This is a genomic window from Gemmiger sp. (assembly GCF_036306485.1).
GTDB lineage: Bacteria > Bacillota > Clostridia > Oscillospirales > Ruminococcaceae > Gemmiger.
In genome coordinates this window covers 1-24,791 of record NZ_JAXJZK010000012.1, presented here as the reverse complement: position 1 = coordinate 24,791, position 24,791 = coordinate 1, and the positions used below count along the sequence as shown (strand labels likewise).

The 24,791-nt window shown below is 64.3% G+C and carries 21 protein-coding genes and 1 pseudogene; 6 read left to right on the top strand and 16 right to left on the bottom strand.

Annotated elements, in window-relative coordinates:
- Both U0L91_RS01510 and U0L91_RS01505 read right to left on the bottom strand, forming a co-directional pair.
- A partial coding sequence (locus tag U0L91_RS01510; protein WP_330044279.1) for a carbohydrate kinase family protein occupies positions 1-857 on the bottom strand: 857 nt, incomplete at its 3' end.
- Between the two features lie 230 nt (positions 858-1,087).
- Positions 1,088-1,432: a winged helix-turn-helix transcriptional regulator gene (locus U0L91_RS01505; RefSeq protein ID WP_330044277.1), complete on the bottom strand. Its 345-nt coding sequence runs from the start codon at positions 1,430-1,432 to the stop codon at positions 1,088-1,090.
- 118 nt (positions 1,433-1,550) lie between these two features.
- On the opposite strand from U0L91_RS01505, the gene U0L91_RS01500 reads away from it, so the two are divergent.
- Entirely contained in the window at positions 1,551-2,096 is a 546-nt protein-coding gene (locus U0L91_RS01500; RefSeq protein ID WP_330044276.1) for a flavodoxin family protein, read from the top strand.
- Between the two features lie 41 nt (positions 2,097-2,137).
- Here U0L91_RS01500 and U0L91_RS01495 read toward each other — a convergent pair whose 3' ends face one another.
- Positions 2,138-2,575 carry an Rrf2 family transcriptional regulator gene (locus U0L91_RS01495; protein WP_330044273.1) on the bottom strand — a complete coding sequence of 146 codons (438 nt, stop codon included), beginning with the start codon at positions 2,573-2,575 and terminating at the stop codon, positions 2,138-2,140.
- 165 nt (positions 2,576-2,740) lie between these two features.
- On the opposite strand from U0L91_RS01495, the gene U0L91_RS01490 reads away from it, so the two are divergent.
- Positions 2,741-3,493 (top strand): 4Fe-4S binding protein, encoded by a 753-nt coding sequence (locus U0L91_RS01490; RefSeq protein ID WP_330044271.1) that lies wholly within the window; start codon positions 2,741-2,743, stop codon positions 3,491-3,493.
- A gap of 137 nt (positions 3,494-3,630) precedes the next feature.
- Here U0L91_RS01490 and U0L91_RS01485 read toward each other — a convergent pair whose 3' ends face one another.
- The 11 genes from U0L91_RS01485 to U0L91_RS01435 form a co-directional block, all read right to left on the bottom strand.
- A complete protein-coding gene (locus U0L91_RS01485; protein WP_330044269.1) occupies positions 3,631-3,837 on the bottom strand; it encodes a hypothetical protein in 207 nt (68 codons plus the stop codon).
- A gap of 2 nt (positions 3,838-3,839) precedes the next feature.
- Positions 3,840-4,850: an ABC transporter ATP-binding protein gene (locus U0L91_RS01480; RefSeq protein WP_330044267.1), complete on the bottom strand. Its 1,011-nt coding sequence runs from the start codon at positions 4,848-4,850 to the stop codon at positions 3,840-3,842.
- Positions 4,840-5,835, bottom strand: a complete 996-nt coding sequence (locus U0L91_RS01475; RefSeq protein ID WP_330044265.1) for an ABC transporter ATP-binding protein — start codon at positions 5,833-5,835, stop codon at positions 4,840-4,842. The genes U0L91_RS01480 and U0L91_RS01475 overlap by 11 nt, the downstream gene beginning before the upstream one ends.
- A 7-nt stretch (positions 5,836-5,842) precedes the next feature.
- Positions 5,843-7,648 carry an ABC transporter permease subunit gene (locus U0L91_RS01470; RefSeq protein ID WP_330044264.1) on the bottom strand — a complete coding sequence of 602 codons (1,806 nt, stop codon included), beginning with the start codon at positions 7,646-7,648 and terminating at the stop codon, positions 5,843-5,845.
- 13 nt (positions 7,649-7,661) lie between these two features.
- Entirely contained in the window at positions 7,662-8,654 is a 993-nt protein-coding gene (locus U0L91_RS01465) for an ABC transporter permease (RefSeq protein WP_330044263.1), read from the bottom strand.
- Between the two features lie 141 nt (positions 8,655-8,795).
- Positions 8,796-10,700 carry an ABC transporter substrate-binding protein gene (locus U0L91_RS01460; protein WP_330044261.1) on the bottom strand — a complete coding sequence of 635 codons (1,905 nt, stop codon included), beginning with the start codon at positions 10,698-10,700 and terminating at the stop codon, positions 8,796-8,798.
- 232 nt (positions 10,701-10,932) lie between these two features.
- A complete protein-coding gene (gene pepF, locus U0L91_RS01455) occupies positions 10,933-12,732 on the bottom strand; it encodes an oligoendopeptidase F (protein ID WP_330044260.1) in 1,800 nt (599 codons plus the stop codon).
- A gap of 139 nt (positions 12,733-12,871) precedes the next feature.
- Complete coding sequence (locus U0L91_RS01450) at positions 12,872-14,749, bottom strand: ABC transporter ATP-binding protein (RefSeq protein WP_330044259.1); 1,878 nt, start codon at positions 14,747-14,749, stop codon at positions 12,872-12,874.
- Entirely contained in the window at positions 14,733-16,556 is a 1,824-nt protein-coding gene (locus U0L91_RS01445; protein WP_330044258.1) for an ABC transporter ATP-binding protein, read from the bottom strand. Before U0L91_RS01445 ends, U0L91_RS01450 begins: the two co-directional genes overlap by 17 nt.
- Before the next feature lie 88 nt (positions 16,557-16,644).
- Positions 16,645-17,307, bottom strand: a complete 663-nt coding sequence (locus tag U0L91_RS01440; protein WP_330044256.1) for a sensor histidine kinase — start codon at positions 17,305-17,307, stop codon at positions 16,645-16,647.
- A 3-nt stretch (positions 17,308-17,310) separates the two neighbouring features.
- Positions 17,311-18,009, bottom strand: a complete 699-nt coding sequence (locus U0L91_RS01435) for a LytR/AlgR family response regulator transcription factor (protein WP_330044255.1) — start codon at positions 18,007-18,009, stop codon at positions 17,311-17,313.
- A 191-nt stretch (positions 18,010-18,200) separates the two neighbouring features.
- Here U0L91_RS01435 and U0L91_RS01430 point away from each other — a divergent pair, with 191 nt between their 5' ends.
- Together U0L91_RS01430 and U0L91_RS01425 are read left to right on the top strand one after the other, a co-directional pair.
- Positions 18,201-19,946, top strand: coding sequence for a glycoside hydrolase family 3 protein (locus U0L91_RS01430; protein ID WP_330044253.1), 1,746 nt, complete (start codon positions 18,201-18,203; stop codon positions 19,944-19,946).
- Between the two features lie 16 nt (positions 19,947-19,962).
- Complete coding sequence (locus U0L91_RS01425; protein ID WP_330044250.1) at positions 19,963-20,802, top strand: HAD family hydrolase; 840 nt, start codon at positions 19,963-19,965, stop codon at positions 20,800-20,802.
- A 48-nt stretch (positions 20,803-20,850) separates the two neighbouring features.
- Here U0L91_RS01425 and U0L91_RS01420 read toward each other — a convergent pair whose 3' ends face one another.
- Positions 20,851-21,057 (bottom strand): hypothetical protein, encoded by a 207-nt coding sequence (locus U0L91_RS01420; RefSeq protein ID WP_330044249.1) that lies wholly within the window; start codon positions 21,055-21,057, stop codon positions 20,851-20,853.
- 303 nt (positions 21,058-21,360) lie between these two features.
- Between U0L91_RS01420 and U0L91_RS01415 the strand changes: the two genes are divergently transcribed.
- Positions 21,361-23,505 (top strand): alpha-amylase family protein, encoded by a 2,145-nt coding sequence (locus U0L91_RS01415; protein ID WP_330044248.1) that lies wholly within the window; start codon positions 21,361-21,363, stop codon positions 23,503-23,505.
- Between the two features lie 157 nt (positions 23,506-23,662).
- Positions 23,663-24,529: a YitT family protein gene (locus U0L91_RS01410; RefSeq protein WP_330044246.1), complete on the top strand. Its 867-nt coding sequence runs from the start codon at positions 23,663-23,665 to the stop codon at positions 24,527-24,529.
- 70 nt (positions 24,530-24,599) lie between these two features.
- Here U0L91_RS01410 and U0L91_RS01405 read toward each other — a convergent pair.
- Positions 24,600-24,791 (bottom strand): annotated as a pseudogene (locus U0L91_RS01405) (carbohydrate kinase family protein); the annotation flags it as partial.

Sequence of the window (24,791 nt, the reverse complement as noted above, 5' to 3'; positions counted from 1 at the left end):
GTCACCGCCCGCATCTCCTCGACGCTGAGCGCCTCGGGCGCCTTGCCGAGCCGCAGGAACTGGCTCATCGCACTGCCGCCGAAGATGTCCCCCGCGCCCGTCGTGTCGATGACGTGCAGCCCCGTCGGGGAGGGCACCTCCCCGCTGCCGTTGGCGTTGGCAAAATGGCAGCCCTTCGGGCCCAGCGTCGCATAGACCAGCCGGACGCCGTACTCCCGCAGCAGCTTCTGCGCACCCGCTTCGGGCGTCAGCCCCCACAGGAAGTCGATCTCCTCGTCGCTGATCTTGACGATGTCTGCCTGATGCAGGCCCCACTCGATCTGCTCTTTGGCGGCCTCGTCGCTCGGCCAGAGCGGCTTGCGCAGGTTGGGGTCAAAGCTGATCAGCTTGCCCTGCGCCTTCGCGTAGGCCACCGCCTCCCGGGTCGCCGACCGCGCCGGTTCCCCCGTCAGGCTCAGCGTTCCGAAATGGAACACCCTGCAGCCGTCCAGCAGGCTCTTGTCCACCTCGTCGGGCCGCAGGCAGGTGTCGGCGCCCGGCTTGCGCGCAAAGCTGAAGGACCGGTTGCCCGTCGCGTCCAGCGTCACAAAGGCGAGTGTCGTGAACACCGCCGGGTCGGTCACAATGCCCTCGGTGCCGATGCCGAGGCGCTCCAGCGTGCCGGTCAGCAGGTGGCCGAACGCGTCGTCCCCCACCTTGCCGATCAGCGCCGTCGTGCAGCCGTACCGCTGCAGCGCCGCCAGGAAATTGCCCGGCGCGCCGCCGGGCTGCGCCTTCAGCGTCGGGTAGCCGGCCTCGTCGCTTGAGACCGGCGCAAAATCAATGAGCAGTTCGCCCAATGCGACAACGTCTTTCATCCTCATTACCTCCCGGAAACCTCCGGCATCGGTCCCGGCCGATGCCCCGACACGGCAGCGCGGCGGACAGCGTCCTGTGCGCGTTCCGTCTGCATTATACCACCGTTTGCCCCCCTGTGTAAAGCGGCTTCATGAAACCGCCGGGGCGGTCTGCCCCGCCCGGTTCCGGCAGATTTTCCAGTTTTTCGCACAGTTTCCTGTGCAGAATGACGGCCAGTGTGCGAAACGTTTCACAGCCGGTTGCGGTCCCCCCACTCGCACATCTGGTCGAGAATGGGGATCAGCGAGCGGCCCCGCGGGGTCAGGCTGTACTCCACCTTGGGCGGGATCTGGGGGTATTCCTCCCGGTGGACAAGCCGGTCCGCCTCAAGCTCCTTGAGGGTGGCGCTCAGCGTCTTGTAGGAGATGGTGCCGATGTACTTTTTCATCTCGTTGAACCGCACCACCCCGAAGGTCATCAGGGTATACAGAATGGTCATCTTGTACTTGCCCTGGATCAGCGACATCGTGTAGCTGAAGCCGGTGTCGGCCAGGCGGGCGCCGTCGATGCAGGCGCGGTCGGCGGATGGGGACATCGTACACTCTCCTTTCGGTAAGTATCGCACCGGAATGTGCGTACTTGCGCTTTTTGGTATTCTTGTTATGATTGTAGCCAGAGGGCCCGAAAAAGTCAACCGAATCAGGAGGTCTATGATGAGCAAGAAAATCGTGGTAATCACGGGCAGTCCCCGTGCGAACGGCAACAGTTTTGCGATGACGGACAGCTTTATCCGGGCGGCGCAGGCCGAGGGCCACACCGTGACCCGGTTTGACGCGGCGATGCTGAAGATCGGCGGGTGCCATGCCTGCGAGACCTGCTACCGCACCGGCCGGGCCTGTTCCTTTGAGGATGATTTCAACCGCATTGCGCCCGCCGTGCTGGAGGCCGACGCGGTGGTGTTCACGATGCCGGTGTACTGGTATTCCATCCCGGCGCAGATCAAGGGCGTGATCGACCGGCTGTATTCGCTGGTCGTGGGCGGCAAGCCGATTGCGGGCAAGGAATGTGCCCTGATCGCCTGCTGTGAGGAGAAGGACCCCACCGTGCTGGACGGCGTGCGGATTCCCATCGAGCGGACCGCCGCGCTCAACGGCTGGACGATGGTCGGCGAGGTGCTGATTCCCGGCGTGCTGCGCCCCGGCGAGATTGACGGCACCGACGGCTGCCGCCAGGCCGCCGAGCTGGCCAAAAAAATCTGACCCTGCCATAAAAAGGCCGGAGCACGGTGCTCCGGCCTTTTTCAGGTGTCGGGGTCGGGATGTTCAAGATCCTCGATCAGGCTGGCCAGCGTGATGCCCTCCATCGTGCGGGCGACGGCCTGGCCGATTTCGCGGTAGGGGCGGCGCAGCACCCGGCGGATGTTGCGGGCCACCGGGCAGGGGCGGTCGTCGCAGGGGTGGATGCCGATGAGCTCCGGAACGCCCCGCGGGTCCAGCGCGCGGTAGATCTGCCACAGCGTGATCTGCTGCGGGTCGCGGCAGAGTGCGGCCCCGCCCCGGCCGCGCGCCACCGTGATGAGCCCCGCCTTCTTGAGGGCGCTGAGCACATTGCGGATGACGACCGGGTTGCATCCGGTGCTCTGGGCCAGCAGCGTGCTGGTGACCCGGGTGGTCGGCCCTGCCTCCCAGATAAAGAGCAGACAGTGCACGGCAACGGAACATTTCATGCTGAGCTGCATGGCGGGCTTCCTTTCTGACTTTGATGTAAAGATTGACATTACATCATCGGCGTGGTATAGTGGGGATAAGATGTAATGGGCCGTGTTACATCTCTATTGTAGCGGGCATTGCTCCCGAATGCAAGCCCCTGCGGCGCACGGTTTGAACAATCGGAGGTTTTGAAAATGAACGTGTATGAAATCTTTTTCAGTCCCACCGGCGGTACCCGGAAGGCGGCGGATCTTGTGGCGCAGGCCCTGCCCGGCGAGGTGATTCCGGTGGACCTGACGGTGCATCCGGCCGCCCTTGCCCTGACGGCGCAGGATGTGGCCGTGTTGGCGGTGCCCTCCTACGGGGGCCGGGTGCCGGCGCTGGCCGTCGAGCGGCTGGTCGGGCTGCAGGCCAACGGCGCCCGGGCGGTGCTGCTCTGCGTCTACGGCAACCGCGCGTATGAGGACACGCTGGTGGAGCTGCGGGATGCGGCGGTGCAGGCCGGGTTCCGGGTGGTGGCGGCCGCGGCCGCGGTGGCGGAGCACTCCATCGCGCGGCAGTTTGCCGCCGGACGCCCCGACGCCGCCGACGCCGAAACGCTCCGGGCGTTTGCCGGCCGGATTGCCGACAAGCTGACCGCCGGCGATGACACCGAGCCCGCCCTGCCGGGCAACCGCCCCTACAAGAAGGCCGGCGGTTCCGGGATGGTGCCCAAACCGACCGCCGACTGCACGGGCTGCGGCACCTGCGCCCGGGAATGCCCGGCCGGGGCGATCGACCCCGCCGACCCGCACTCGGTCAACAGCGATGCCTGCATCTCCTGCATGCGGTGCGTCTCGGTCTGCCCGCAGGGCGCCCGCAAGGTCAACGGCGTCATGCTGACCGCCGTCGGCCTGGCCCTCAAGAAGGTCTGTTCCGGCCGCAAGGAACCCGAGCTGTTCCTGTAAGAGTTCGCCGTTCGGGATAGTTTTATCGAAAAAATACATTCTGTTGAATCAGGGAAGATAACAAAACGCCGGATTCCGTCAATCGGCACGGAATCCGGCGTTTTTTGGGTACAGGAAAGGAAGGGTTCCGGCAGTCCTTACAGGAACCGGAAGAAAAACAGATACAGGACCAACAGGAAGATGCCGATGACCACCAGGAGCACCGGCACAAAGACCGCCAGGGCGGCCAGGATCATGGCCAGCCGGTCATTTTTTTCCAGCGGGAGTTCCTCGCGGTCCTTCTCGAACCGTTCCTCGGCCTTGCGGACGTTGAGGACGCGGTCGATCTTTTTTCCGAACAGCATGGTTACTCCTTATGGTGCAGAGGATAGTGGCAGGCAACGAAATGGTTGTTGCCGACGTCGGTCCACTCGGGGACGACCTCCTTGCACTTCTGCTGGCAGTAGTGGCAGCGGGTGTGGAACTTGCAGCCGGACGGCGGGTTGACGGGGCTGGGAATATCGCCCTCGAGCAGGATGCGCTCCCGCTTGTCGTCCTCGTCCACCACAGGAATGGCGGAGAGCAGCGCCTCGGTGTAGGGGTGCAGCGTGTTGGCGAACAGTTCCTCGGTGGGGGCCAGCTCGACCATGTTGCCCAGGTACATGACGCCGATGCGGTCGCTGATGTACTTGACGACGCTGAGGTCGTGGGTGATGAAGAGGTAGGTCAGATGCTGCTTTTCCTTGAGGTCGGACAGCAGGTTGAGGATCTGGGACTGGATGGAGACATCCAGCGCCGAGACCGCCTCGTCACAGACGACGAAGGCCGGGTTGAGGGCCAGGCTGCGGGCGATGCCGATGCGCTGGCGCTGGCCGCCCGAGAACTGGTGCGGATAGCGGCCGAACATGTAGGTGTCGAGGCCGCAGTTCTCCATGACCTTGAAGATGTAGTCCCGCATGGCGGGGTCGCCGCGCTTGAACATCCCGTGGGAGACCAGGCCCTCGCCGATGATCTGGCCCACCGTCATCCGGGGGTTCAGCGAGGAGTAGGGGTCCTGGAAGATGAGCTGCAGGTCCTTGCGCAGCACCCGCATCTCCTCCTTGGAGAGGCTTTTGAGGTCGATGTCCTTGCCGTCCTTGTGGTAGATGACATCGCCGTGGGTCTGGGGGGTCAGCTGCAGCAGCGTGCGGCCCAGCGTGGACTTGCCGCAGCCGGACTCGCCGACCAGGCCGAGCGTCTCGCCGGCATAGATGTCCAGCGTGATTCCGTCATTGGCGCGGACATAGCGCTGCTTTTCGCGCAGCTTGGTCTTTTTCACGGGGAAATACTGCTTGAGGTCCCGGATGGTCAGCAGCACGTTACGCTTTTCATTCTCCATGTTTGTTTCTCACCGCCTTTTCCGGATAGAAGCACCGGATGTAATGATCGGAACCCACCTGCTGCAGAGGCGGTTCGCTGGCCTTGCACTTTTCGGTGCAGTATTTGCAGCGGGGGCCGAACTTGCAGCCCACCGGCAGATACAGCGGATTGGGCACGGCGCCGGGGATGGCTTCGAGCCGCTTGTCCTTGGGGGTATTGAGCCGGGGGATGGAGGTCATCAGGCCCTCGGTGTAGGGATGGGAATAGGTGCCGTCGTGGAAGATGGTCTTGGCGGTCGCCTTCTCGACGATCTGGCCGCAGTACATGACGGCGACATCGTCGGCCATCTCATGGATGACGCCCAGGTCGTGGGTGATGAAGAGGATGGAGGTACCGGTCTGGTACTTGAGCTCGTTCATCAGCTTGAGGATCTGGGCCTGGATGGTCACGTCCAGGGCGGTGGTGGGTTCGTCGGCGATGAGCAGCTTGGGCTTGCAGGCCAGCGCCATGGCGATCATGACGCGCTGGCGCATACCGCCGGACAGCTGGAAGGGGTACTGTTTGGCCACCCGGTCGGGGTTGGGGATGTTGACATCGGCCAGCAGCGAAAGCACCTTCTCGCGGGTGGCCTTCTTGTCGAGGTGCTGGTGCAGGCGCAGCACCTCGCCGATCTGGCGCTCGACGGTGAAGACGGGGTTCAGCGAGGTCATGGGTTCCTGAAAGATGACCGAGATCTCGTTGCCGCGGATGTGGTGCAGGTCCTTGATGCTGGCCTCCAGGATGTTTTTGCCGTCGAAGAGGATTTCGCCGCTGTCAATGTAGCCGTTGCCGTCCAGCAGGCGGATGATGCTCATGGCGGAAACGCTCTTGCCGGAACCGGATTCCCCGACGATGCCCAGGGTCTTGCCGGCCTCGAGGGTATAGCTGACATCATTGACCGCCTTGACGATGCCCTTCTTGGTCTTGAAATAGGTGTGCAGGTTCTTGACTTCCAACAGACTCATGGGTTTGTCACCTCTCCTTCGATTTGGGGTCAATGGCGTCGCGCAGGCCGTCACCGATGCAGTTGATGCTGATGGTGCAGATGCCGAGCATCAGAGCCGGGAACACCCAGCGCCACCAGTAGTTTTCGATGACCTGGCCGTTCTGTGCGCCGGTCAGCATGTTGCCCCAGGTGGCATTGGGCTCGTTGACGCCGAAGCCGATGAAGGACAGGGAGGACTCGGTCAGCATGCAGGTGGCAAAGTTCAGCGTGGCATTGACGATGATGACGGTGATGACGTTGGGCAGGATGTGGCGGAAGATGATGCCGAATTCCTTGACGCCCAGTGCCTTGGCCGCGGTGACAAACTCCTGTTCACGCTCGGCCAGCACGCTGCCGCGGACCAGTCGGGCGATGCCGGGCCAGGAAAGCAGGCCCAGGATGCACATGATCAGGATGATGCGCTGGGTCTCGCTGATGCGGTTGCCCAGGATGGAGGACAGGATGATACAGAACGGCAGGAACGGAATGGAGGAGACAATCTCGGTCAGACGCATCAGGAGGTTGTCCACCTTGCCGCCCTTGTAGCCCGAGATGCCGCCCACCACGATACCGATGATGGTGGAGATGATGACGGCGATGGCGCCGACCGTCATGGTCATCCGGCCGCCGACGAGCATCCGGCGGAAGAGGTCACGTCCCAGCGCGTCGGTGCCCATCAGGTAGCCCTTGAGGCCCCAGGCCCGGACCGAGCCGTCCTGGGTGATGGCGTAGTTGGCGTAGTAGCCGCTCTCGACCGAGGAGACCTGGACGCCGGCGGGGGCGCTGGCCTGGCCGTGGGTGTTGTCGCCCCAGCCCTTGAGGGTGCCGTCCTTGAGCACGGCGGTGAAGTGGTAGCGGCCGCTGGACAGCGACGCCACCTGGCCCTGGATTTCCTCGGGGACATCCAGGCCCTTCTTGATGTTGTTGCCCCAGGTGTGGACCACGCCGTCCGAGGTCAGGGCGGCGGCGCACTCATCGGTCAGGGCGAGGTCCACGACCTGGCCCTGGATGTCCTCGGGGATGTTGGTGTAGGCGGAAGCCTTGCTGGTCAGCGGCACGACGCGGCCGTCCTTGGTCAGCACCATGACGATGTTGGTGCTGGCGGCAAACTTTTCGATGTTGCCCTGGACGCCCTCGGGGTAGGTGATGCTGAGCAGGTAGTCGCTGCCCCAGTTGTACATCTCGCCTTCCTCGGTGAGGGCCAGCGAGATCTGGTAGCCGGCGAGAATCTGCTTGATGTGGTTGCCGCCGGTGCGCAGATCCATCGGGATGCTGGTCAGGCCCATGCGGTCATTGCCCCAGGTGAAGATCTGGCCGTCCTCGTTGACCGCGATCACATGGTCGAGGCCCGCCGAGATCTGGACCAGCTTGCCGGTCTCGCTGGCGCTGGGGATGTTCTTGAGCTTTTCGTTGGGGAAGGTACCCCACTCGTAGACGTTGCCGTTGTTGTCCAGACCGACCGAGAAGGAGCTGCCCACCGACAGGTCGAGGGCGTTGTCCTTGAGGGCGCTGGGGACGTTGAGCATGCCGAAACCGGGGGCCACGTTGGCCTGGGTGACATCCTGATAGTACAGATCAATCGGGAACAGGTACGGCAGGAAGACGCAGCAAAGGAAGATGAAGGTGAACAGGATGACGCCGGCCATGGCGATCTTGTCCCGGACAAAGGATTCCACCACCATCTGCAGCGGGCTCTGGAGAACTTCTTCCTCCTCCTGGGGCATACCGCCCAGGACGACGCGCTGGGCAGCGGTGGCCGCCGTGGAGCGCTTTTTCTTTTTGTTGTTGAGCATCCTCTTCCCTCCTTCAATCCTCGAGTCGCACGCGGGGGTCGACCATCGTGTAGGCGATGTCCATGATGACGTTGCCCGCCAGGGACAGCACGACATAGAACATCTGCATGGTGAGCACCACCGCAAAGTCACGCTGCAGCAGACCGTCGATCAGCATTTTGCCGAGGCCGGGCCACAGAAAGACCGACTCGATGACGATGGAGCCGCCGAACAGGCCCACCACCCACCAGGTGGTCACGGTGACCACGGGGATCAGGGCGTTGCGGAACGCATGAACGTAGATGACGGTTTTTTCCGCCAGGCCTTTGGCGCGGGCGGTCTTGATGTAGTCCATCCGCAGCACGTCGATCATGGCTGCGCGGACATAGCGGGTGATGCCGCCGATGCCCGAGACCGACATGACCAGCACCGGCAGTGCCATGTGATGCAGCATATCGAGGGCTGCGGCCAGGCCGGTGGCGGTGGAGCCGGGGGAGCGCACGCCGCTGATCGGGAACAGCGGGATCTTGACGGACAGCAGGAAGATGGCAAGCAGGGCCACGATGAAGGTGGGGATGCTGTAACCGACGATGGTCAGCACCTGAACGCTCTTGTCAAAGACGCTGTTCTTGCGCACCGCCGTGACGATGCCCAGCGGGATGGCAATGACAAAGACGACGATCATGGTGAGGATGTTGAGCATGACCGTGTTGGCCATCGGCGCGCCGATGATGTTGATGACTTCCTGCTTGTACTGGGTGGAGTAGCCGAATTCGCCGGTGAGCATGTTGCCCATCCAGCCCAGGTACTGCACCGGCAGCGGTTTGTCGAGGCCCAGGGACTTGACGGTCTTGTCATACAGGGCCTGGTAGGCCTCGGGTTTCATGGTGGTTTTGCTGTTGCCCAGCATGATGTCCACGGGATTGCCCGGCATGGACTTGTAGATCGCGAACATCAGGATGGAGATGATAAAAAAGACGAAGACGATGTAGATCAATCGCTTCACCAGGTATCTGCTTTTTCCCATTCACCGTTCCTCCGTTAAAAAGTTGGGTGGCAGTTTTCCGGTCGGGGGCGCCCCGGCGGGAAACATCCTTGCTACACAAAATCCGGCGGAACCCGGTCACAATGCGGGGTTCCGCCGGACGCTCGTCATGCTGGATCAGGCTCAGGCGTCAACCCAAGCATCCAGGACAGCACGGGACCACTCCCAAACAGAGGTAGCCTTCCAGTCGTGCAGTTTATTGGAGAAGAAGTCGTAGTACTCATCGGAGTACAGAGGAACGTCGGGCAGCTTTTCGTTCCAGACCTTGATGAAGTTCTGCCAGGCAGCCAGCCAGGCGTCGTTATCCTCGTAGGGGATGGACTTCATGGCTTCGGCGGCAGCGGCCAGTTCGTCATCAGCAATCCAGTTGCTGTTGTAGCCGCCCTGCATCCAGACAGGATCGGTGGAGTAGTAGTACCACGGAGAGCTGGCCAGTGCAAAGCCGGTGGCCAGGTTGTACATGTTGTAGATCTTGTCGCCCGTGTGGTCGATACCGGCCAGCATGGTCGGGAAGTCGGTGGTGGTGGGGTTGAGCTGCATGCCCACTTCGTTCATGGCCTCGGGCAGCATGGTGGCCAGCAGGTCGGAAACGGGGTTGCCGTCGGTGTTGCACCACTCGATGATGAGCGGCTTGAGCTCGCCGTTGACATCCTTGTAGCGGACGCCGGTGCCGGAGTACGGGGTGCCGTCGGCGTTGAGGGTCCAGCCGTCCTCCTCGAGCAGGGCCTTGGCCTCGTCGAGGTTCTTTTCGTAGGTGTTCAGGTTCTGGTCAATCCAGTCCTTGGACTCCTGGTATTCCCACTGGGCCATGCCGTAGTAGGAATGGACAACGGCAGCGTAGCCGCCGGAGTACTGACGCGCGAACTCATTGCGGTCCAGGCAGTAGGCGATGGCCTTGCGGACGTTGGCAGAGTCGGTCGGGAACTGGCTGCAGTCGAACTGGATCTTGCCGTAGCCGTTGCGGAAGAAGGTGTTGTCCTGCGCCTCGCCGGCATCGACGAGGTCCAGACCGGCGTTGATGGTGTCGGCGCCGGAGCACTGGAACAGCAGGTCAACCGAGCCGGACTTCAGCTCGTTGATCATCGTATCGCTCTTGACGGTCTTGATGATGATCTTTTCGATGGTCGGCTTGACACCGCGGTAGTCGCCCACATAGCTGGGGTTGACCGACAGGGTGCACTGCGCGCTGGCCACGTCGAAGGAGTCAAACAGATAGGGTCCGCAAGTGACCTTCGGGGCGTAGCGGTAGCCGGTGGTGGGATCGTTGATGGTCTTGAGCAGCAGGTCGGTGGTGAAGTCACCGGTGATGGTAGCGCCCTCGGGGGCGTCCACCACGTCGCAGTCAGGCGCAATCACATGCATGGGACGGGGTACAGCCGTGGCGTAGGTAATGTCGTAATGGTAGGGCAGCTCCTCTGCACGGACGGTGACCGAGTAGGTCATGTCATCCACCAGATGGACGCCGGCGAAGTTGTCGGTCTGGCCGTCAAAGTATTCCTGATAGCCGACCAGCGGATAACCGGCCTGGCTGGGATAGCCGTCCACGCCGTTCATCTCGGGGGAGCTCTCGAGCAGCAGCTCAAAGACGTAGTCCTTGGCGGTGATCGGGGTGCCGTCGCTCCAGGTCAGACCGTCGTTGATCGTGACGGTGTAGGTCTTGGTGCCGTCCTCGTTCTCGGTCTCCTCGTGGCTGGCGACAACGGTCGGGTCAAAGACCCAGGCGCCTTCGGTGTCCGAAACAACGGTGTTGTAGCCGTGGATCAGATCGTAGGTCTTGTAGTTGGTCGCGTTGTTGGAGAAGCTGGTATCGTAGAAGTCGTTGTTCATCTGGGTCGTGGTGCCGATAACCAGCTGACCCTGGGGTGCGGTGGGCTTGGCGCTGGCTTCCTCAGCGCTGGTCTCACCGGTGCTGCTCTGGGCAGCAGTGCTGTCCGGGTTGTTGGTGACGGTTTGCTGACCGCCGCAGGCCGCCAGAGAGACTGCCATGGCGCCCGTCAACAACAAGGACACGAGCTGTTTGTTTTTCATGTGTACATTCCTTTCCTGTCCCATAACGGTAGTTTTGTTTCTGTTTGACGGACAGTGCAAACTTCACTTGCCGATCCGATCCGACAGAATTTACATCCATTTTATCAAAAGTGGCGGCAAAAAGCAACAACAAGTGAAATAAAAGTGAAAAATTCCAGAAATTTTGATGAAAAAATCCCATAAACCGTACAAAAGGAAAAACGGGGCGTCCCGCATGGCGGACAATCGGGGTTCAGCACAGCAGGGATTCCATCTCGGTGAGCAGGCCGTCGAAGCAGGTCAGGGCCTCGTCGATGGGCGCGGGGGTGGACAGATCGACGCCGGCGCCGCGCAGCAGTGTGACGGGGTCGGCGGAGCATCCGCCGCCGAGGAAGTTCAGGTAATCCCGCACGGCTGGCGCGCCCTGGCTGAGAATCCGGCCGGACAGCGCGACTGCCGCGGCAAAGCCGGTGGCGTACTGGTAGACATAGAAGTTGTAATAGAAATGCGGGATGCGGGACCACTCGAGGGCGATCTCGGGGTCGGCGGCGATGTCGTCGCCGTAGTACAGCCGGTTGAGCTCGGCGTACCGGGTGCAGAGCGCCTCGGCGGTCAGGGCGCGGCCCTGGCGGGTCTGCTCGCTGCACCACAGCTCGAACTCGGCGAACATCGTCTGGCGGTACAGCGTGGCGCGGAACTGCTCGAGGAAGTGGTTGATCAGGTAGGCGCGGCGGCGCGGCTCGTCGGTGCCGTTGAGCAGGTAGCGGATCAGCAGCGCCTCGTTGCAGGTGGAAGCGACCTCGGCCACAAAGATCTTGTATCCCGCATAGGTCGGGCTCTGGGTCCGGTTGGACAGGTAGGAATGCAGCGCATGGCCCATCTCATGCACCAGCGTGAAGGCGTCGTCGAGGGTGTCGGTGTAGTTGAGCAGCACATAGGGATGCACGCCGTACACGCCGGCCGAGTAGGCGCCGGACCGCTTGCCCTGATTTTCGTAGACATCCACCCAGCGGTTGGCAAAGCCCTCGCGCAGGATCTGCAGGTACTCCTCGCCCAGCGGTGCCAGAGCGGCCAGGGCCAGCGCTTTGCCCTCCTCGAAGGGAACCCGCATCTCCTCGTCGGCGACCATCGGGGCGTACAGGTCGTAGTAGTGCAGCTCGTCCACGCCCAGCAGCCGTTTGCGCAGCCGCACATAGCGGTGCATGGCGGGCAGATGGTCATGCACGGTGCGGATCAGGTTGTGGTAGATCTCGACCGGGACCTCGGTCTCGTCCAGCGCCGCATGGAGCGCCGAGGGATACCGCCGCGCCGCGGCAAAGAACTGCAGCTGCTTCATCTGGGCGCCCAGCACGGCGGCGCAGGTGTTTTTCAGGCTGCCGTAGCCCGCATACAGCGACCGGAACGCCGAGGCGCGCAGCGTGCGGTCGGAAGATTGCAGCAGCGCGCCGTAGCTGCCGTGGGTCACGGGGTGGCGCTCGCCGCGGCTGTCCACGGCGTCGGCAAAGGTCAGGTCGGCGTTGTTGAGCAGCGCAAAGATGTTGCCCGGCGCCTGGCCCATGCTGCCGGCCGCGGCCAGCAGGGCCTCGCCCTCGGCGGGCAGGGTGTGTTCCCGCTTGCGGCGGATGCGGGTCAGCATCAGGCGGTAGTGTTCCAGCGCCGGCTCCTCGCGGTAGAACGCTTCCAGCCGGTCCTCCGCGATGGCCAGCAGCTCGGGCGTCTGGAAGGACAGGGCCTCCTCCCATTCGACGGCCAGGTTGTGGGCCTCGGTGCTCATCTCCTGGTAGACCGGCTCGCGGGTGTCCTCGTCGGTCTTGCGGAAGGCGTAGGAGAGCAGCCGGTCGGCGGCCACCTCGACGCGGTCCTGCAGCTGCAGGAAGGCCAGCAGCGTCGCGGCGCTCCGGTCCAGCCGGCCCGCATAGCCGGCCAGTTCGGCCATGTCGCGGCGCAGCCGCTCCAGCTCGGCCCGCCAGGCCGCGTCGTTGGGGAAGAGGTCCGCCAGGTTCCAGGTGAAGGCCTCGGGGATCTCGCTGCGGTGGGAGAAGTTCTTTGCCATGATGGTTTGCTCCTTTTCTCGGTGAACTCTGCCGCGGCGGCGGCAGGCTTGCAGACATGGCAACAGTATACCACAGGGCGGCGCGGCTGTCATCGGGGCATAAAAAGGCCGGGCACACCCTGGGGTGTGCCCGGAACGGTCAGGATTCGGTATAATACTGCGCCTGGGCCTGCCACAGGCGGCGGTAAAGCCCCGCCGTGTCGGCCAGCAGGTCGGCGTGGGTGCCGGTCTGGACGATCGCGCCGTCCTCAAAGACGACGATGGTGTCGCAGAACTTGCAGCTGGACAGCCGGTGGCTGATATAGACGGCGGTCTTGTCGCCGGCGATGGCGTCAAACCGGGTATAGATCTCCGCCTCGGCGATGGGGTCCAGCGCGGCGGTGGGTTCGTCCAGCACCAGGAAGGGCGCGTCCTTGTACAGCGCCCGCGCAATCGCGATTTTCTGCGCTTCACCGCCCGAAATTTCCACGCCCGTCTTGTCGAGGTCGCGGTACAGGATGGTGTCGAGGCCCCGGTCCAGGCCGTCCAGCCGGTCGCCGAAGCCCGCGTCGGCCAGGCAGCGGGCGGCCCGGTCCCGGTCATACGCGGCGGCGCCGGCCACGTTCTCGCCGAGCGGCAGGGCCAGCAGCCGGAAGTCCTGGAACACCACCGAGAACAGCGCCAGATACTCCTCGTACCGGTATTTGCGGATGTCGATGCCGTTGAGCAGGATCTCCCCCTCGGTGGGGTCGTACAGACGGCAGAGCAGCTTGATGAAGGTGGTCTTGCCGCTGCCGTTGGGCCCCACGACGGCCAGACGCCGCCCGATGCGGAACCGGATGTTGAGATGCCGCACGGCCCACCGGTCGGTGCCGGGGTAGCGGAAGGAGACATCCCGGAACTCCACCTGATAGTTGCGGTCGGAGCGCTTTTCGGTGGTCAGGCTGCCCTGGTACATCGGGTTGGGCAGGTCGAGGAAGGTGAAGGTCTGTTCGAGGAAGGGGCCGTCGGCCCGGATCTGGCCGAGCGTTTCGAGCAGCAGCGAGATGCCGCCGAACAGCTGGGTGGCCGCGCCGACGTACTGGGTCACCGCCCCGACGCCGAACGCCCCGGCCCACGCCTTGAGGCAGACAAACAGATAGACCGCGCAGGTCAGCACCGCCGAGGCGGACTGTGCCAGCCCCATCAGCACGCCGACCCGGCCCTGGGCCAGCTTTGCCAGCGGGGAGCCCCGCGCAAAGAAGCGGTTGGCGCGCATCATGGGTTCGCAGAGGTTCTCCTGCTGGCAGTAGATCCGCATGTCGGCGGCGCGGCGGCGGTCCATCGGCGCCATGCCGTAGAACGAGAAGAACCGGTTGCCGGCCGTGAAGGTGCGGAACTGCCGGGTCAGGATCAGGTTGGCCCGGCCGCTGCACGCCGAGGAGACCAGCACGGCCGCCACCATCATGGCCAGCACCCCCACCATGCACAGCGGGCTGTTGAGCAGTCCGAGCGGGCCGCCGGCCGGGACATCGGTGAAAAACAGCGTCAGCGTGAAGCCGATGCCGCCCGCCACCTGGACGACGGCTTTGCAGAAGTTGGGGAAAAAGACCAGCGTCTGCCACAGGCCGTAGCCGCTCCAGTTGTCGTTCTGGTGGATCTGGGAATAGAGGTCGTGGATCTCCTGCCGGTCAATCTGGGCGTAGTCCAGCGCGGCCATCTTGTCGGCCAGGGGCCGGAACCGCTGGCTGCTCAGCGCGCTGCGCTCCCGATCGCTCCAGCGTTTCAGCACGCCGTTGCCCAGGGCCAGCAGCGCCGTCGCGCCGACCGTGAGCATCGCCCAGAACGCGAGGCGCCGGGCATCCCGCCCGCCGGACAGTTCGGCGATGATGCGGGCGGACAGCCAGATGGTCAGGTAGGGCGCCAGCGCCCGCCCCGCCGGGCTGAGCAGGTTGGCGGCAAAATAGCCGGGGCTTGTGTGCAGCCACATCTTCCAGGCCCGCAGGTTGAGCGCCCAGGCCCGGCGGAAGGAAACGGCATTGTCAGGCTTCCGGTTCATCGTGGGTCCCTCCTTCCCGGTAATACTGGCTCTGCACGGCGAACAGGGCGGCATACCCGCCGCCCGCGGCCAGCAGGCTTTCGTGGGTGCCCTGCTCGGTGATGCGTCCTTGTTCCAGGAAAAGAATGCGGTCACAGAACCGGGTGGACGCCAGCCGGTGGCTGATGAAGATGGCGGTGCGGCCCGCCGTCATCCGGTTGTATTTCTGGTAGATGTCGTCCTCGGCCAGCGGGTCCAGCGCGGCGGTGGGTTCGTCCAGCACGAGAATCGGCCCGTTCTTGTACAGTGCCCGGGCCAGCATGAGCCGCTGGATCTGCCCGCCGGACAGTTCCACCCCGTCCTCGTAGACGCGGCGGCCCAGCTTGGTGTCCAGCCCCTGGGGCAGCGCCCGGACGGTCCCGGTCAGGCCCGCCTTGTCGAGGCAGCTCCACACGGCCGCGGTGTCGATGCCCTCCTGCCGCTGGGCGACGTTCTGCGCGATGCTGGCCTCGAGCAGCGAAAAGTCCTGGAACACCGCCGAGAACAGCGCGTAGTAGTCCCGCCGGTTGAAGTCCCGGATGTCCCGGCCGTTGAGCAGCACCCGGCCCTGCGTGGGGTCGAGGAAGCCGCAGGCAAGCCGCACGAGCGTGGTTTTTCCGGCGCCGTTGAGGCCCACGACGGCGAGTTTTTCGCCGGCGCGGATGGTCAGGTCGATGTCGTGCAGGGTGTCCCGCTCCGCCTCGGGGTAGCGGTAGCTGACATGGTCAAACCGCAGCTCGCAGGGCATGGCGGGGGTGCAGGGCAGCGGTTCGCCGTCCGTCAGCCGGAACGGCTCGGGCCATTCCAGCATCCCGCGCAGCAGCGAGAGGTCCAGCGACTGGCGGTGCAGCTCGGTGCCCTTGTCGAGGATGCCGGTGACCCACTGGGTGAAGCCGCTGACCGCCGTGAAGTAGAGCAGGAACTGCGAGGCGGGCATTCCCCGGGTCAGCGCAAGCCCGATCAGGTAGGCGTAGGCGATGCCGTCCCGGGCGAAGGTCAGCACCAGGTCGGCCACGTCGATGGCCAGGTAGTGGAGCTGCTGTTTTTTCAGATACGCCTCGAAGAGCCGCATGACCCGGTCCCAGACCTCGTTCAGCCAGGGCTTCAGCCCGAAGATCCGCAGGTCCTTGGCATAGCTGCGGTCGGTGCAGACCCGGTTCAGATAGGCCAGCCGGCTGCGGTATTCCTCCTCCTCGTCGCGGTGGCTGTAAATCCAGACATTGACGCGGTGGCTGAACAGGTACCCCAGCACCGTCGTGACCAGCACGACGGTCAGCAGCAGCGGATGCAGGCCCGACAGCAGCGCGAGGTAGACCGCAAAGCCGATCAGGCTGGTCAGCAGCTCGGTGAGGGTTTTCCAGATTGCCTCGGTGGGGGAGGAATTGTCGCTGCACAGTTCGTTGCTGCGCTCGGCCTGGCGCAGGAACGCCGTGTCGAGCAGGTTGGGAAAGGAGGTCTGCGCCATCTTGCTGCTGACCCGGGTCATCAGCTCGGTGCGGATGGCCACCCGCCCGTACAGGACGTTCTCCTGCAGGTAGGCGCGCAGGCCGTAGAGCACAAAGAGCACCGCCCCGAACAGCACAATCCGCTCCACGAGGCTTGCCAGCGCGGCATGGCTCTCGACCCGGGCGAGCACCGCCGGGGCCAGCAGCAGCTCGGTCACCGTCTGCCCCGCCGTGACCGCCGCGACGGCCACGCAGAGCAGCGGCACGCTCCTGTCGGTGTGCCAGGCCGCCCGCATCATGAACCCCACATTCTGCAGGGTGTTGTATCTCGGTTTTTCCTTCATGCGATTCACCTCTTGTCCCTACCCTATCACAAAAAGAAATCCCCGGAACATTCCGGGGACGAACGGCGGATTTCGCGGGACGAACTGCTCAGACCTGGGGGATCAGGATCTCGGTGGTGAAAGCGCCGTCCTCGCTGTTGCGGCTCAGGTAGCCGTCCAGCCGGTCCACAATGGCGTCGATGCGCACCAGCCCGAAGCCGTGGCCCTGGCCCTTGGTGGTGGCAAACCGGCGGCCCAGCCGGGGTTGTTTGCCCACCGCCGTGAAATTGGTGAAGCTGATGTACAGCTGGCTTCCCTTCATGTCCAGATACACCCGGATGAGCCGCTTGTCCTCCGGCAGGGCCAGGCTGGCCTCGATGGCGTTGTCGAACAGGTTGCCCAGAATCACGCAGAGGTCCAGCTCCGACATGCGCAGCTGCACCGGGATGTGGGCGTCGGCCTGCACCGGGATGCGGCGCGACCGGGCCAGCGAGATCTTGCTGTTCAGGATGGCGTCCGCCATCGCGTTGCCGGTCTTGAGGACGGTGTCCACCGTGTTGAGGTCGGTGTCCAGCTTGTCGAGGTAGTCCCGCAGGCCCGCCAGGTCGTTGCCGGCGGCCAGCGCCTTCATGGCCTGGATGTGGTTGCGGTAGTCATGCCGCCAGCCCCGCATCTGCCGGTACATGTTTTCCACTTCCCGGTAATGGGTGTCGATGAGTTCCCGCTGGTAGGCCTCGAGTTCGCGGTCCCGGCGGTGCGATAACAGTCCCATGGTTTACCCCCTGTCGATGATGGCGCGGTTGATCCGGTCGTAGGCGCCGCGGGGCAGCGGCAGCGTGCTGCCGTCGCTGAGCGTCACCGCCGTGCGGGTCACCCGGGCCACAAAGCCCAGGTTGACGAGCGCCGACCGCCCGAGCCGGAAAAAATGGTCGTCCAGCCGGGCTTCCAGCTCGCTGAGCGTCATCCGGACGGTGTAGTCCGTCCGGGCATGGATCGTCACATAGTTGCCCTGCACCTCGGCGGAGCGCACCTGATAGACCGGCAGCCGCACCATCTCGCCGGACAGTTCCAGCGTGAGCATCCGTTCGTTGCGGCGCAGCTTGTCCGCCGCGCGGTCCAGCACCGCCATCAGCTTGGCCTCGTCCACCGGCTTCATCAGGTAATGCAGCGCCTCCACCTCGTAGCCGTCCGCAATATAGTCGGAATACCCCGTGATGAAGATGATCTGCACGGCGTCGTTGTCGCGGCGCAGCGTGCGGGCCATCGTGATGCCGTCCATCCGGCCCATCTCGATGTCCAGCAACAGAATCTGCACGTCCTTGTTCTCGGCGTACCGGAACAGGAAGCTCTCGGCGGACGGATACAGCGCCACCCGGACCGTGTGGCCCCGCTGTTCTGCCCATCGCCGGGCCAGCCCGGCCAGATAGTTCCGGTCGGTGTCCGAATCATCACAGATCGCAATGCAGCCGTTCATTCCGCACTCTCCTTCCCCGCCCGGCGGGTTTTCCCTCTATTATACCCCGGCGCACCGCCGGCGGCAAGCCGACGCTTTTTTCGCGCCCGGCGCTGGACCGGCAGGGCCGGACCATGCTATAATAGAACAAAAATCCCGCTTTCGGCAGGAAACCGCACTTTTTTTGTCATCAACAGGCAAGGAGGTACCCTATGGTCAATCTCAAGGCAAAACCGTTTTTTCTCAACGACGAGCAGATCCGCTGGGTGGAGGACACCATCGCCGGCATGACGCTGGACGAAAAGATCGGGCAGCTGTTTGTGCTGCTCAAGGCGGAGCCCGGCATCGATGAGCAGCGCATCGAGGCCACGCTGGCCCGGTCCCACCAGGGCGGCCTGCGCTGGGAGGGCGGCGACAAGGAAGCGGTCTGGCGGCAGAACACCCTGTACCAGAAACACAGCAAAATTCCCCTGCTGATCGCCACCTACTCGGACGACGGCGCCGGCAGCATCGTGCCGGAAGGCACCTTTGTGGCCACCGCGGCGGAGTGCGGGGCCGGTGCCGGCACCGACAATGCCTACCACATCGGTCTGGTGGCCGGCCGGGAGTCCGCCGCCGTGGGCTGCAACTGGATGTTCAACCCCGTGGTGGATCTGTACCGGAACTGGCGCAACACGATTGTCAACACCCGCAGCTTCGGCGCCGACCCCGACAAGGTGCTTGCCAACGCGCGGGCCTACATCCGGGGCATCCGGGAGACCAACCCCCACATGGCCGTCACGGCCAAGCATTTTCCCGGCGACGGCGTGGAGGAGCTGGACCAGCACCTGGCGATGGGCGTCAACACCCTGAGCGCCGAGGAGTGGGAGGCCACCTTCGGCAAGGTGTACCGCGGCCTGATTGAGGACGGCCTGGAATCGGTGATGGTGGGCCACATTGCGCTGCCCGCGATGAGCCGCAAACTGCGCCCCGGCATTGCGGACAAGGACATCCTGCCCGCCACGCTGGCGCCCGAGCTGGTCACCGACCTGCTGCGGGGGGAGCTGGGCTTCAACGGCGTCATCATCACCGACGCCTCCCACATGGTGGGCATGACCGCCCGGGTCAAGCGCCGCGAGGCCGTGCCCGGCGCCATCATTGCCGGCTGCGACATGTTCCTCTTCGCCAACGACATTGAGGAGGACATCTCCTTTGTGCGCGACGCCTACGAGCGGGGCGACCTGACCGAGGAGCGGCTGTCCGACGCGCTGCACCGCATCCTGGGCCTCAAGGCCCGGCTGCGCCTGTACGAGGAGAGCGTCCGCTTCCCCGCCCACGAGGGGCTGTCCGTCATCGGCTGCCAGGAACATCAGGCCTACGCGGAGCAGGCCGCCGAGAGCTGCATCACGCTCGTCAAGGACACCCGCGCCAACCTGCCCATCGACCCGGCCCGGCAGAAGCGGGTCTTTCTCGTGTATGTCGGCACCACGCCCAACTCCAAGGGCTATGCCGGCGACCCGGTCAAGCAGGTCGTTGTGGAGGAGCTGGAGCGCGCCGGGTTCGAGGTGGACCTGTGCCCCAACTACTATGACCTGGAGATCCGCAACGGCGTCACGCCGATGAATTTTGTCAAGATGCTCAGCCATTCGAGCCGTCAGGGCTTTGTGGAGACGCACGACTGGGCGCTGCTGGTTTTCAACATCAAGGGCTATGCGCAGGAGAACGAGGTCCGGGTGCGCTGGAGCTGCAACCACAGCATGGAACTGCCCTGGTACAACGAGGAGGTTCCCACCGTGGGCATGAGCCTGAACTACACCAACCACCTGATCGACGTGCCCCAGCTGCACACCTTCATCAACGCCTATGCGCCCCACCGCAGCCACATCCGCGCCGCCATCGCCAAGCTGACCGGTCAGAGTCCCTTCCTGGGCAAGGCGGAGGAAACGGTATTCTGCGGCCGGTGGGACACCCGGCTGTAAGGGCAGGAGGAACATCATGAAGGATCTGCAGCAATTTACCCGCCGGAAAGACTGGCTGGTCTGTGTGGACAGCGACGGCTGTGCGATGGACACGATGAACAGCAAGCATTTCCGCTGCTTCGGCCCCTGCCTGGTGGAGGAGTGGGGCCTGCAGCGCTGGTCGGACACCGTGCTCCGGCGCTGGAATGAGATCAACCTCTATTCGATGACGCGGGGCGTCAACCGGTTCCGGGGCCTGGCGCTGATGCTGGCCGAGATCAACGAAACGCTCTGCCCCATCGAGGGGGTGCAGGAGCTGACCGACTGGGTGGCCGCGGCCCCCGAGCTGAGCAACCGGGCCGCAGAGCAGGCCGCCGCCCGCGCCAAGGGTCCCTGCCTGGCCAAGGCCCTGGCCTGGTCCCGCAAGGTCAACGCGGCGATTGACGCGATGCCCGCGTCGGAGAAAAAGCCCTTTGACGGCGCCGCCGCGGGGCTGGCGGCCGCCCGGGCCGTGGCCGATGTGGCGGTGGTGTCCAGCGCCAACCGCGAGGCCGTCGAGGAGGAGTGGGCCCGCTGCGGCCTGCTGGACAGCGTGGATGTCGTCTGCTGCCAGGATACCGGCAGCAAGGCGGACTGCCTTGCCGCGCTGCTGCGCACAGGCTACGCCCCCGACCATCTGCTGATGGTCGGCGATGCGCCGGGGGACCGGGCCGCCGCCCGGCAGAACGGCGTCTGGTTCTATCCCATCCTGGTCCGGCATGAGGCCGAGAGCTGGGCCGAGCTGGCCGATACCGCCCTGCCCGCGCTGCTGGCCGGCCGGTACGGCCCCTACGGCGCGCAAAAGGAACAGGCGTTTTTGCAGAATCTGGGCCAATGACCCGCAGCAAAACGGGAGCGCAGCGGCTGCTGCGCTCCCGTTTGTGTATTACCGCGGTTCGCTCTTCAGGGCCAGTACCACGCTCAGGGCCAGCACCAGGCCCGCCAGCGCCGCACAGGCGATGGACGGCGCGTTGGCGGCGCCGCTGAACCGCCCCCAGAGCGCGATGCCGCAGGCCAGTGCTGCGGGGATCTGCCATCCCAGCCCCCGGCTGCGGCGGGCGGGGTGCTTCTTTTGGATCTGCGTCCGGTTCATGACGGATCGCTCCTTTCCTTTGGCTGCTCCAGGGGTATTGTAGCGCCGGCGGCGCGGCTTCTCCACCACGCAACGGTAAAACCCCGGTGAAGTTTTGGTAAATCCGGTCAGATTTGAATTTTGATGGCAGAAATAAACACAAAACAGGAAGGATGTAGTATAATGGGTCCGGAAGGCAGCCCGCTGCGCCGCCTGCCTGCGGCCGTCGCCGGCGAACGGTCCGATTCCGACGCCGGAAAGGCCCCTGCGATCCCATGAAAACCGTCTGCGCCTGCGGGCGAAGAGGAATAAGGAGGATTTCTGATGAAAAGCCGAAAGAAAGCAAAAAAGAAGGCTCCTGCGGCCCGTCCCGTGAAGGCGGCGGCCCCGCAGAAGGCCGCCCCGGCAGCCCCCAAGGCCGCCGAGCCGGTCCAGGAGGCGCCCAAAGCTGCCGAGCCTGTGAAGGAGGCACCCAAGGCCGAGGCACCGAAGGCTGCCGAGCCCGTGAAGGAGGCGCCCAAAGCCGAGGCACCCAAGGCCGCCGAGCCTGTGAAGGAGGCACCCAAGGCCGCCGAGCCTGTGAAGGAGGCACCCAAGGCTGCCGAGCCGGCCGGCGAGAGCGACGACGCGGCGTTTGAGCGGCGTCTGGCCCGCCATTACGACGAGCTGAAATGGCTGTACTGCGAGCTGTACCACGACGACGAGCAGGCGTTTGACTACTGCATCGGGATGCTGCGCCGTGCCTGGGCGGACCGCAAGCCCGCGCTGCGGGCGCAGGATGCGGCCCGGGAGGCGAACCCCGACTGGTACCGCCGCCGGGACCTGCTGGGCATGATGATGTACACCAACGCCTTTGCGGGCACCCTGAAAGGGGTGGAGGAGAAGCTGCCCTACATTCAGGAATGCGGCGTCAACTACCTGCATCTGATGCCGCTGCTGCAGAGCCCCAAAGGCCGCAGCGACGGCGGCTATGCGGTGGCGGATTTCCGCACCGTCGAGCCGGAGCTGGGCACGATGGCCGACCTGGAGCACCTGGCGGACGCCTGCCGCGACAAGGGCATGAGCCTGTGCCTGGACTTTGTGATGAACCACACCAGCGAGGACCACGAGTGGGCCAGAAAGGCGCGGGCCGGGGAGCCGGGCTACCGGGAGCGGTATTTCTTCTACGACAACTGGGACATTCCCAACGAGTTTGAAAAGACGGTGCCGCAGGTGTTCCCGACGACGGCGCCGGGCAGCTTTACCTGGCTGGATGACTGCAAGCAGGTGGTCATGACCAACTTCTATCCCTACCAGTGGGATCTGAACTATGCGAACCCGGTTGTTTTCAACGATATGACGGAAAACCTGCTCTATCTGACCAACCGCGGCATTGATGTGATCCGGCTGGATGCGGTGCCCTATATCTGGAAGGAGCTGGGCACTTCCTGCCGCAACCTGCCGCAGGTGCACACGCTGGTGCGGATGATGCGGATGGTCTGCGAGATTGTCTGCCCCAGCGTGCTGCTGCTGGGCGAGGTGGTCATGGAGCCGGCCAAGGTGGTGCCCTACTTCGGCACGCCGGAGAAGCCGGAATGCCATATGCTGTACAACGTCACGACGATGGCCACCACCTGGAACTCGCTGGCGACGGCGGACATCTCGCTGCTGCGCCATCAGATGGACACAGTCTGCGCGCTGCCGCGTGATTTTCTGTTTCTGAACTATCTGCGCTGCCATGACGACATCGGCTGGGGCCTGGATTATCCGTGGCTGGGCGCCCGGTTCGGCACCAACGAGGTGGCGCACAAGAAGTATCTGAACGACTGGTTCACCGGCAAATGGCCGGGAAGCGACAGCCGCGGCGAGCTGTACAACGACGATCCCCGGCTGGGCGATGCGCGCCTGTGCGGCACGACGGCGTCGCTGTGCGGCGTGGAGGCCGCCGACTTTGAGAACGACCCCTTCAAGCTGGAGCGGGCGATCTCCTGCGACCTGATGCTGCACGCCTGGATGCTGACCCAGAGCGGCATTCCGGTGCTGTACAGCGGCGACGAGATCGGCCAGCTCAACGATTACAGCTACCACAACGACCCCGAGAAGTGGGATGACAGCCGCTACATCCACCGCGGCAACTTCCAGTGGGATCTGGCCGAGCTGCGCCACGACACGACGACCCGCCAGGGCAAGCAGTTTGAGGGCCTGCGCCGGATGGAGACCATCCGCGCCGCCGAGAAAGCCTTTGACGCCCAGGCCGACGTCTGGACCTTTGACACCGGCAGCAGCCATGTGCTGGGCGTCGGGCGCTGGTACCAGGGCCATAAGCTGATCGCCTTCTTCAACTTCAGCCCCGAGTTCCTGCACGTCCGTTCCGGGGAGCAGGGTCCCTTTGAGGAACTGATGTACGGCGGCAAGCGCGGCGACCTCAACGACGTCGAGCTGTACCCCTACGGCTTTGCCTGGTTCCTGTATCGTGAGGAAACTTGCTGATTGTCAGCGTATTTGTGCTTTTTTCGGCAATTTGCATTGCGTTTTGCGCCCCGGCGTGGGATAATAGCGGCAGACCATCTTCTGGCGCCGGGGCGGACCCGGCAGTTCCCGTCCGGGCGGCGTCTGCGCCGGACTGTGCTGTAAGGAGGAAACCACTGTGGAACGGAAAGCACTGGACCTGGTGCGCGACGCGGCTGTGATCGCGGTGTGCGGCACCATCTACGCCATCGCCTTTGACTGGCTGTTTCAGCCCAACCAGATCGTCACGGGCGGCTTCACCGGCATCGGCCAGGTCATCCACCGGCTGGTCCCGGTGATCCCGGTGGGCGTTGTGAGCATTGTGCTCAACGTCCCGCTGTTCTATCTGCTGGCCCGGCGCCAGGGCTTCCGGTCCTGCGTGCGCTCCTTCTGCGCGATGCTGGTCGGCGCCGTGATGATTGACCTGATCTCGGTCGTCCCCTTCCGGCCGATGGACAACAAGTTCCTGGCCTGCGTCTATGCGGGTCTGCTGTTCGGCCTTTCGGTCGGCATGCAGCTGCGCATCGGCGTCACGACGGGCGGCTCCGACCTGGCGGCCCGGCTGCTCAAATACCGCTACCGGCATATCTCGATCGGACGGCTCTGCCTGATGATCGACCTGACCATCATCGTGGCCTACGGCGTTGTGTTCCGCAGCGTGGACGGCGCGATGTTCGGCATTGTGGCGATGTATGTCTCGAGCATCACGGTGGACACCGTCGTCTACGGCTCCACCCACGCCCGGATGGCCGTCATCATCAGCGACAAGAACGAGGAGCTGGTCCACACGCTGCTGTCCGAGCATTTCGGCATCACCCGGATGGACGGCCAGGGCGCCTACCGCGGCCGCGGCAAGGATGTGCTGCTGACCACCTTCCGCCCCGAGCAGATCACCGCCCTCAAACGGACCGTGCTGGCCCTTGACCCCGAGGCCTTCATCATCGTCTGCGATGCCCATGAGGTCATCGGCGAAGGGTTCGGCAGCTACTCGGAGGACGCCCTCTGAGCCCGCTTTTTTCCCGATTACCAAAACAGGAGCGCACCGGAACCTTCCGGTGCGCTCCTGTTGTTTTTTGTCAGAGAATCGCGCGGACCTCGTCCTCCGGCACGACGCTGTTGATGCCGCCGTGCGTCTGGGTCGAGAGGCTTGCCGCGCAGCAGGCAAACCGCGTCACCGCCCGCATCTCCTCGACGCTGAGCGCCTCGGGCGCCTTGCCGAGCCGCAGGAACTGGCTCATCGCACTGCCGCCGAAGATGTCCCCCGCGCC

What these genes read in the sequence shown, in the direction of transcription:
- U0L91_RS01505 (WP_330044277.1), bottom strand. Translation starts at nt 1,432, where the DNA reads ATGTCCCCATCCGCCGACCGCGCCTGCATCGACGGCGCCCGCCTGGCC.
- U0L91_RS01500 (WP_330044276.1), top strand. Translation starts at nt 1,551, where the DNA reads ATGAGCAAGAAAATCGTGGTAATCACGGGCAGTCCCCGTGCGAACGGC.
- U0L91_RS01495 (WP_330044273.1), bottom strand. Translation starts at nt 2,575, where the DNA reads ATGCAGCTCAGCATGAAATGTTCCGTTGCCGTGCACTGTCTGCTCTTT.
- U0L91_RS01490 (WP_330044271.1), top strand. Translation starts at nt 2,741, where the DNA reads ATGAACGTGTATGAAATCTTTTTCAGTCCCACCGGCGGTACCCGGAAG.
- U0L91_RS01485 (WP_330044269.1), bottom strand. Translation starts at nt 3,837, where the DNA reads ATGCTGTTCGGAAAAAAGATCGACCGCGTCCTCAACGTCCGCAAGGCC.
- U0L91_RS01480 (WP_330044267.1), bottom strand. Translation starts at nt 4,850, where the DNA reads ATGGAGAATGAAAAGCGTAACGTGCTGCTGACCATCCGGGACCTCAAG.
- U0L91_RS01475 (WP_330044265.1), bottom strand. Translation starts at nt 5,835, where the DNA reads ATGAGTCTGTTGGAAGTCAAGAACCTGCACACCTATTTCAAGACCAAG.
- U0L91_RS01470 (WP_330044264.1), bottom strand. Translation starts at nt 7,648, where the DNA reads ATGCTCAACAACAAAAAGAAAAAGCGCTCCACGGCGGCCACCGCTGCC.
- U0L91_RS01465 (WP_330044263.1), bottom strand. Translation starts at nt 8,654, where the DNA reads ATGGGAAAAAGCAGATACCTGGTGAAGCGATTGATCTACATCGTCTTC.
- U0L91_RS01460 (WP_330044261.1), bottom strand. Translation starts at nt 10,700, where the DNA reads ATGAAAAACAAACAGCTCGTGTCCTTGTTGTTGACGGGCGCCATGGCA.
- pepF (WP_330044260.1), bottom strand. Translation starts at nt 12,732, where the DNA reads ATGGCAAAGAACTTCTCCCACCGCAGCGAGATCCCCGAGGCCTTCACC.
- U0L91_RS01450 (WP_330044259.1), bottom strand. Translation starts at nt 14,749, where the DNA reads ATGAACCGGAAGCCTGACAATGCCGTTTCCTTCCGCCGGGCCTGGGCG.
- U0L91_RS01445 (WP_330044258.1), bottom strand. Translation starts at nt 16,556, where the DNA reads ATGAAGGAAAAACCGAGATACAACACCCTGCAGAATGTGGGGTTCATG.
- U0L91_RS01440 (WP_330044256.1), bottom strand. Translation starts at nt 17,307, where the DNA reads ATGGGACTGTTATCGCACCGCCGGGACCGCGAACTCGAGGCCTACCAG.
- U0L91_RS01435 (WP_330044255.1), bottom strand. Translation starts at nt 18,009, where the DNA reads ATGAACGGCTGCATTGCGATCTGTGATGATTCGGACACCGACCGGAAC.
- U0L91_RS01430 (WP_330044253.1), top strand. Translation starts at nt 18,201, where the DNA reads ATGGTCAATCTCAAGGCAAAACCGTTTTTTCTCAACGACGAGCAGATC.
- U0L91_RS01425 (WP_330044250.1), top strand. Translation starts at nt 19,963, where the DNA reads ATGAAGGATCTGCAGCAATTTACCCGCCGGAAAGACTGGCTGGTCTGT.
- U0L91_RS01420 (WP_330044249.1), bottom strand. Translation starts at nt 21,057, where the DNA reads ATGAACCGGACGCAGATCCAAAAGAAGCACCCCGCCCGCCGCAGCCGG.
- U0L91_RS01415 (WP_330044248.1), top strand. Translation starts at nt 21,361, where the DNA reads ATGAAAAGCCGAAAGAAAGCAAAAAAGAAGGCTCCTGCGGCCCGTCCC.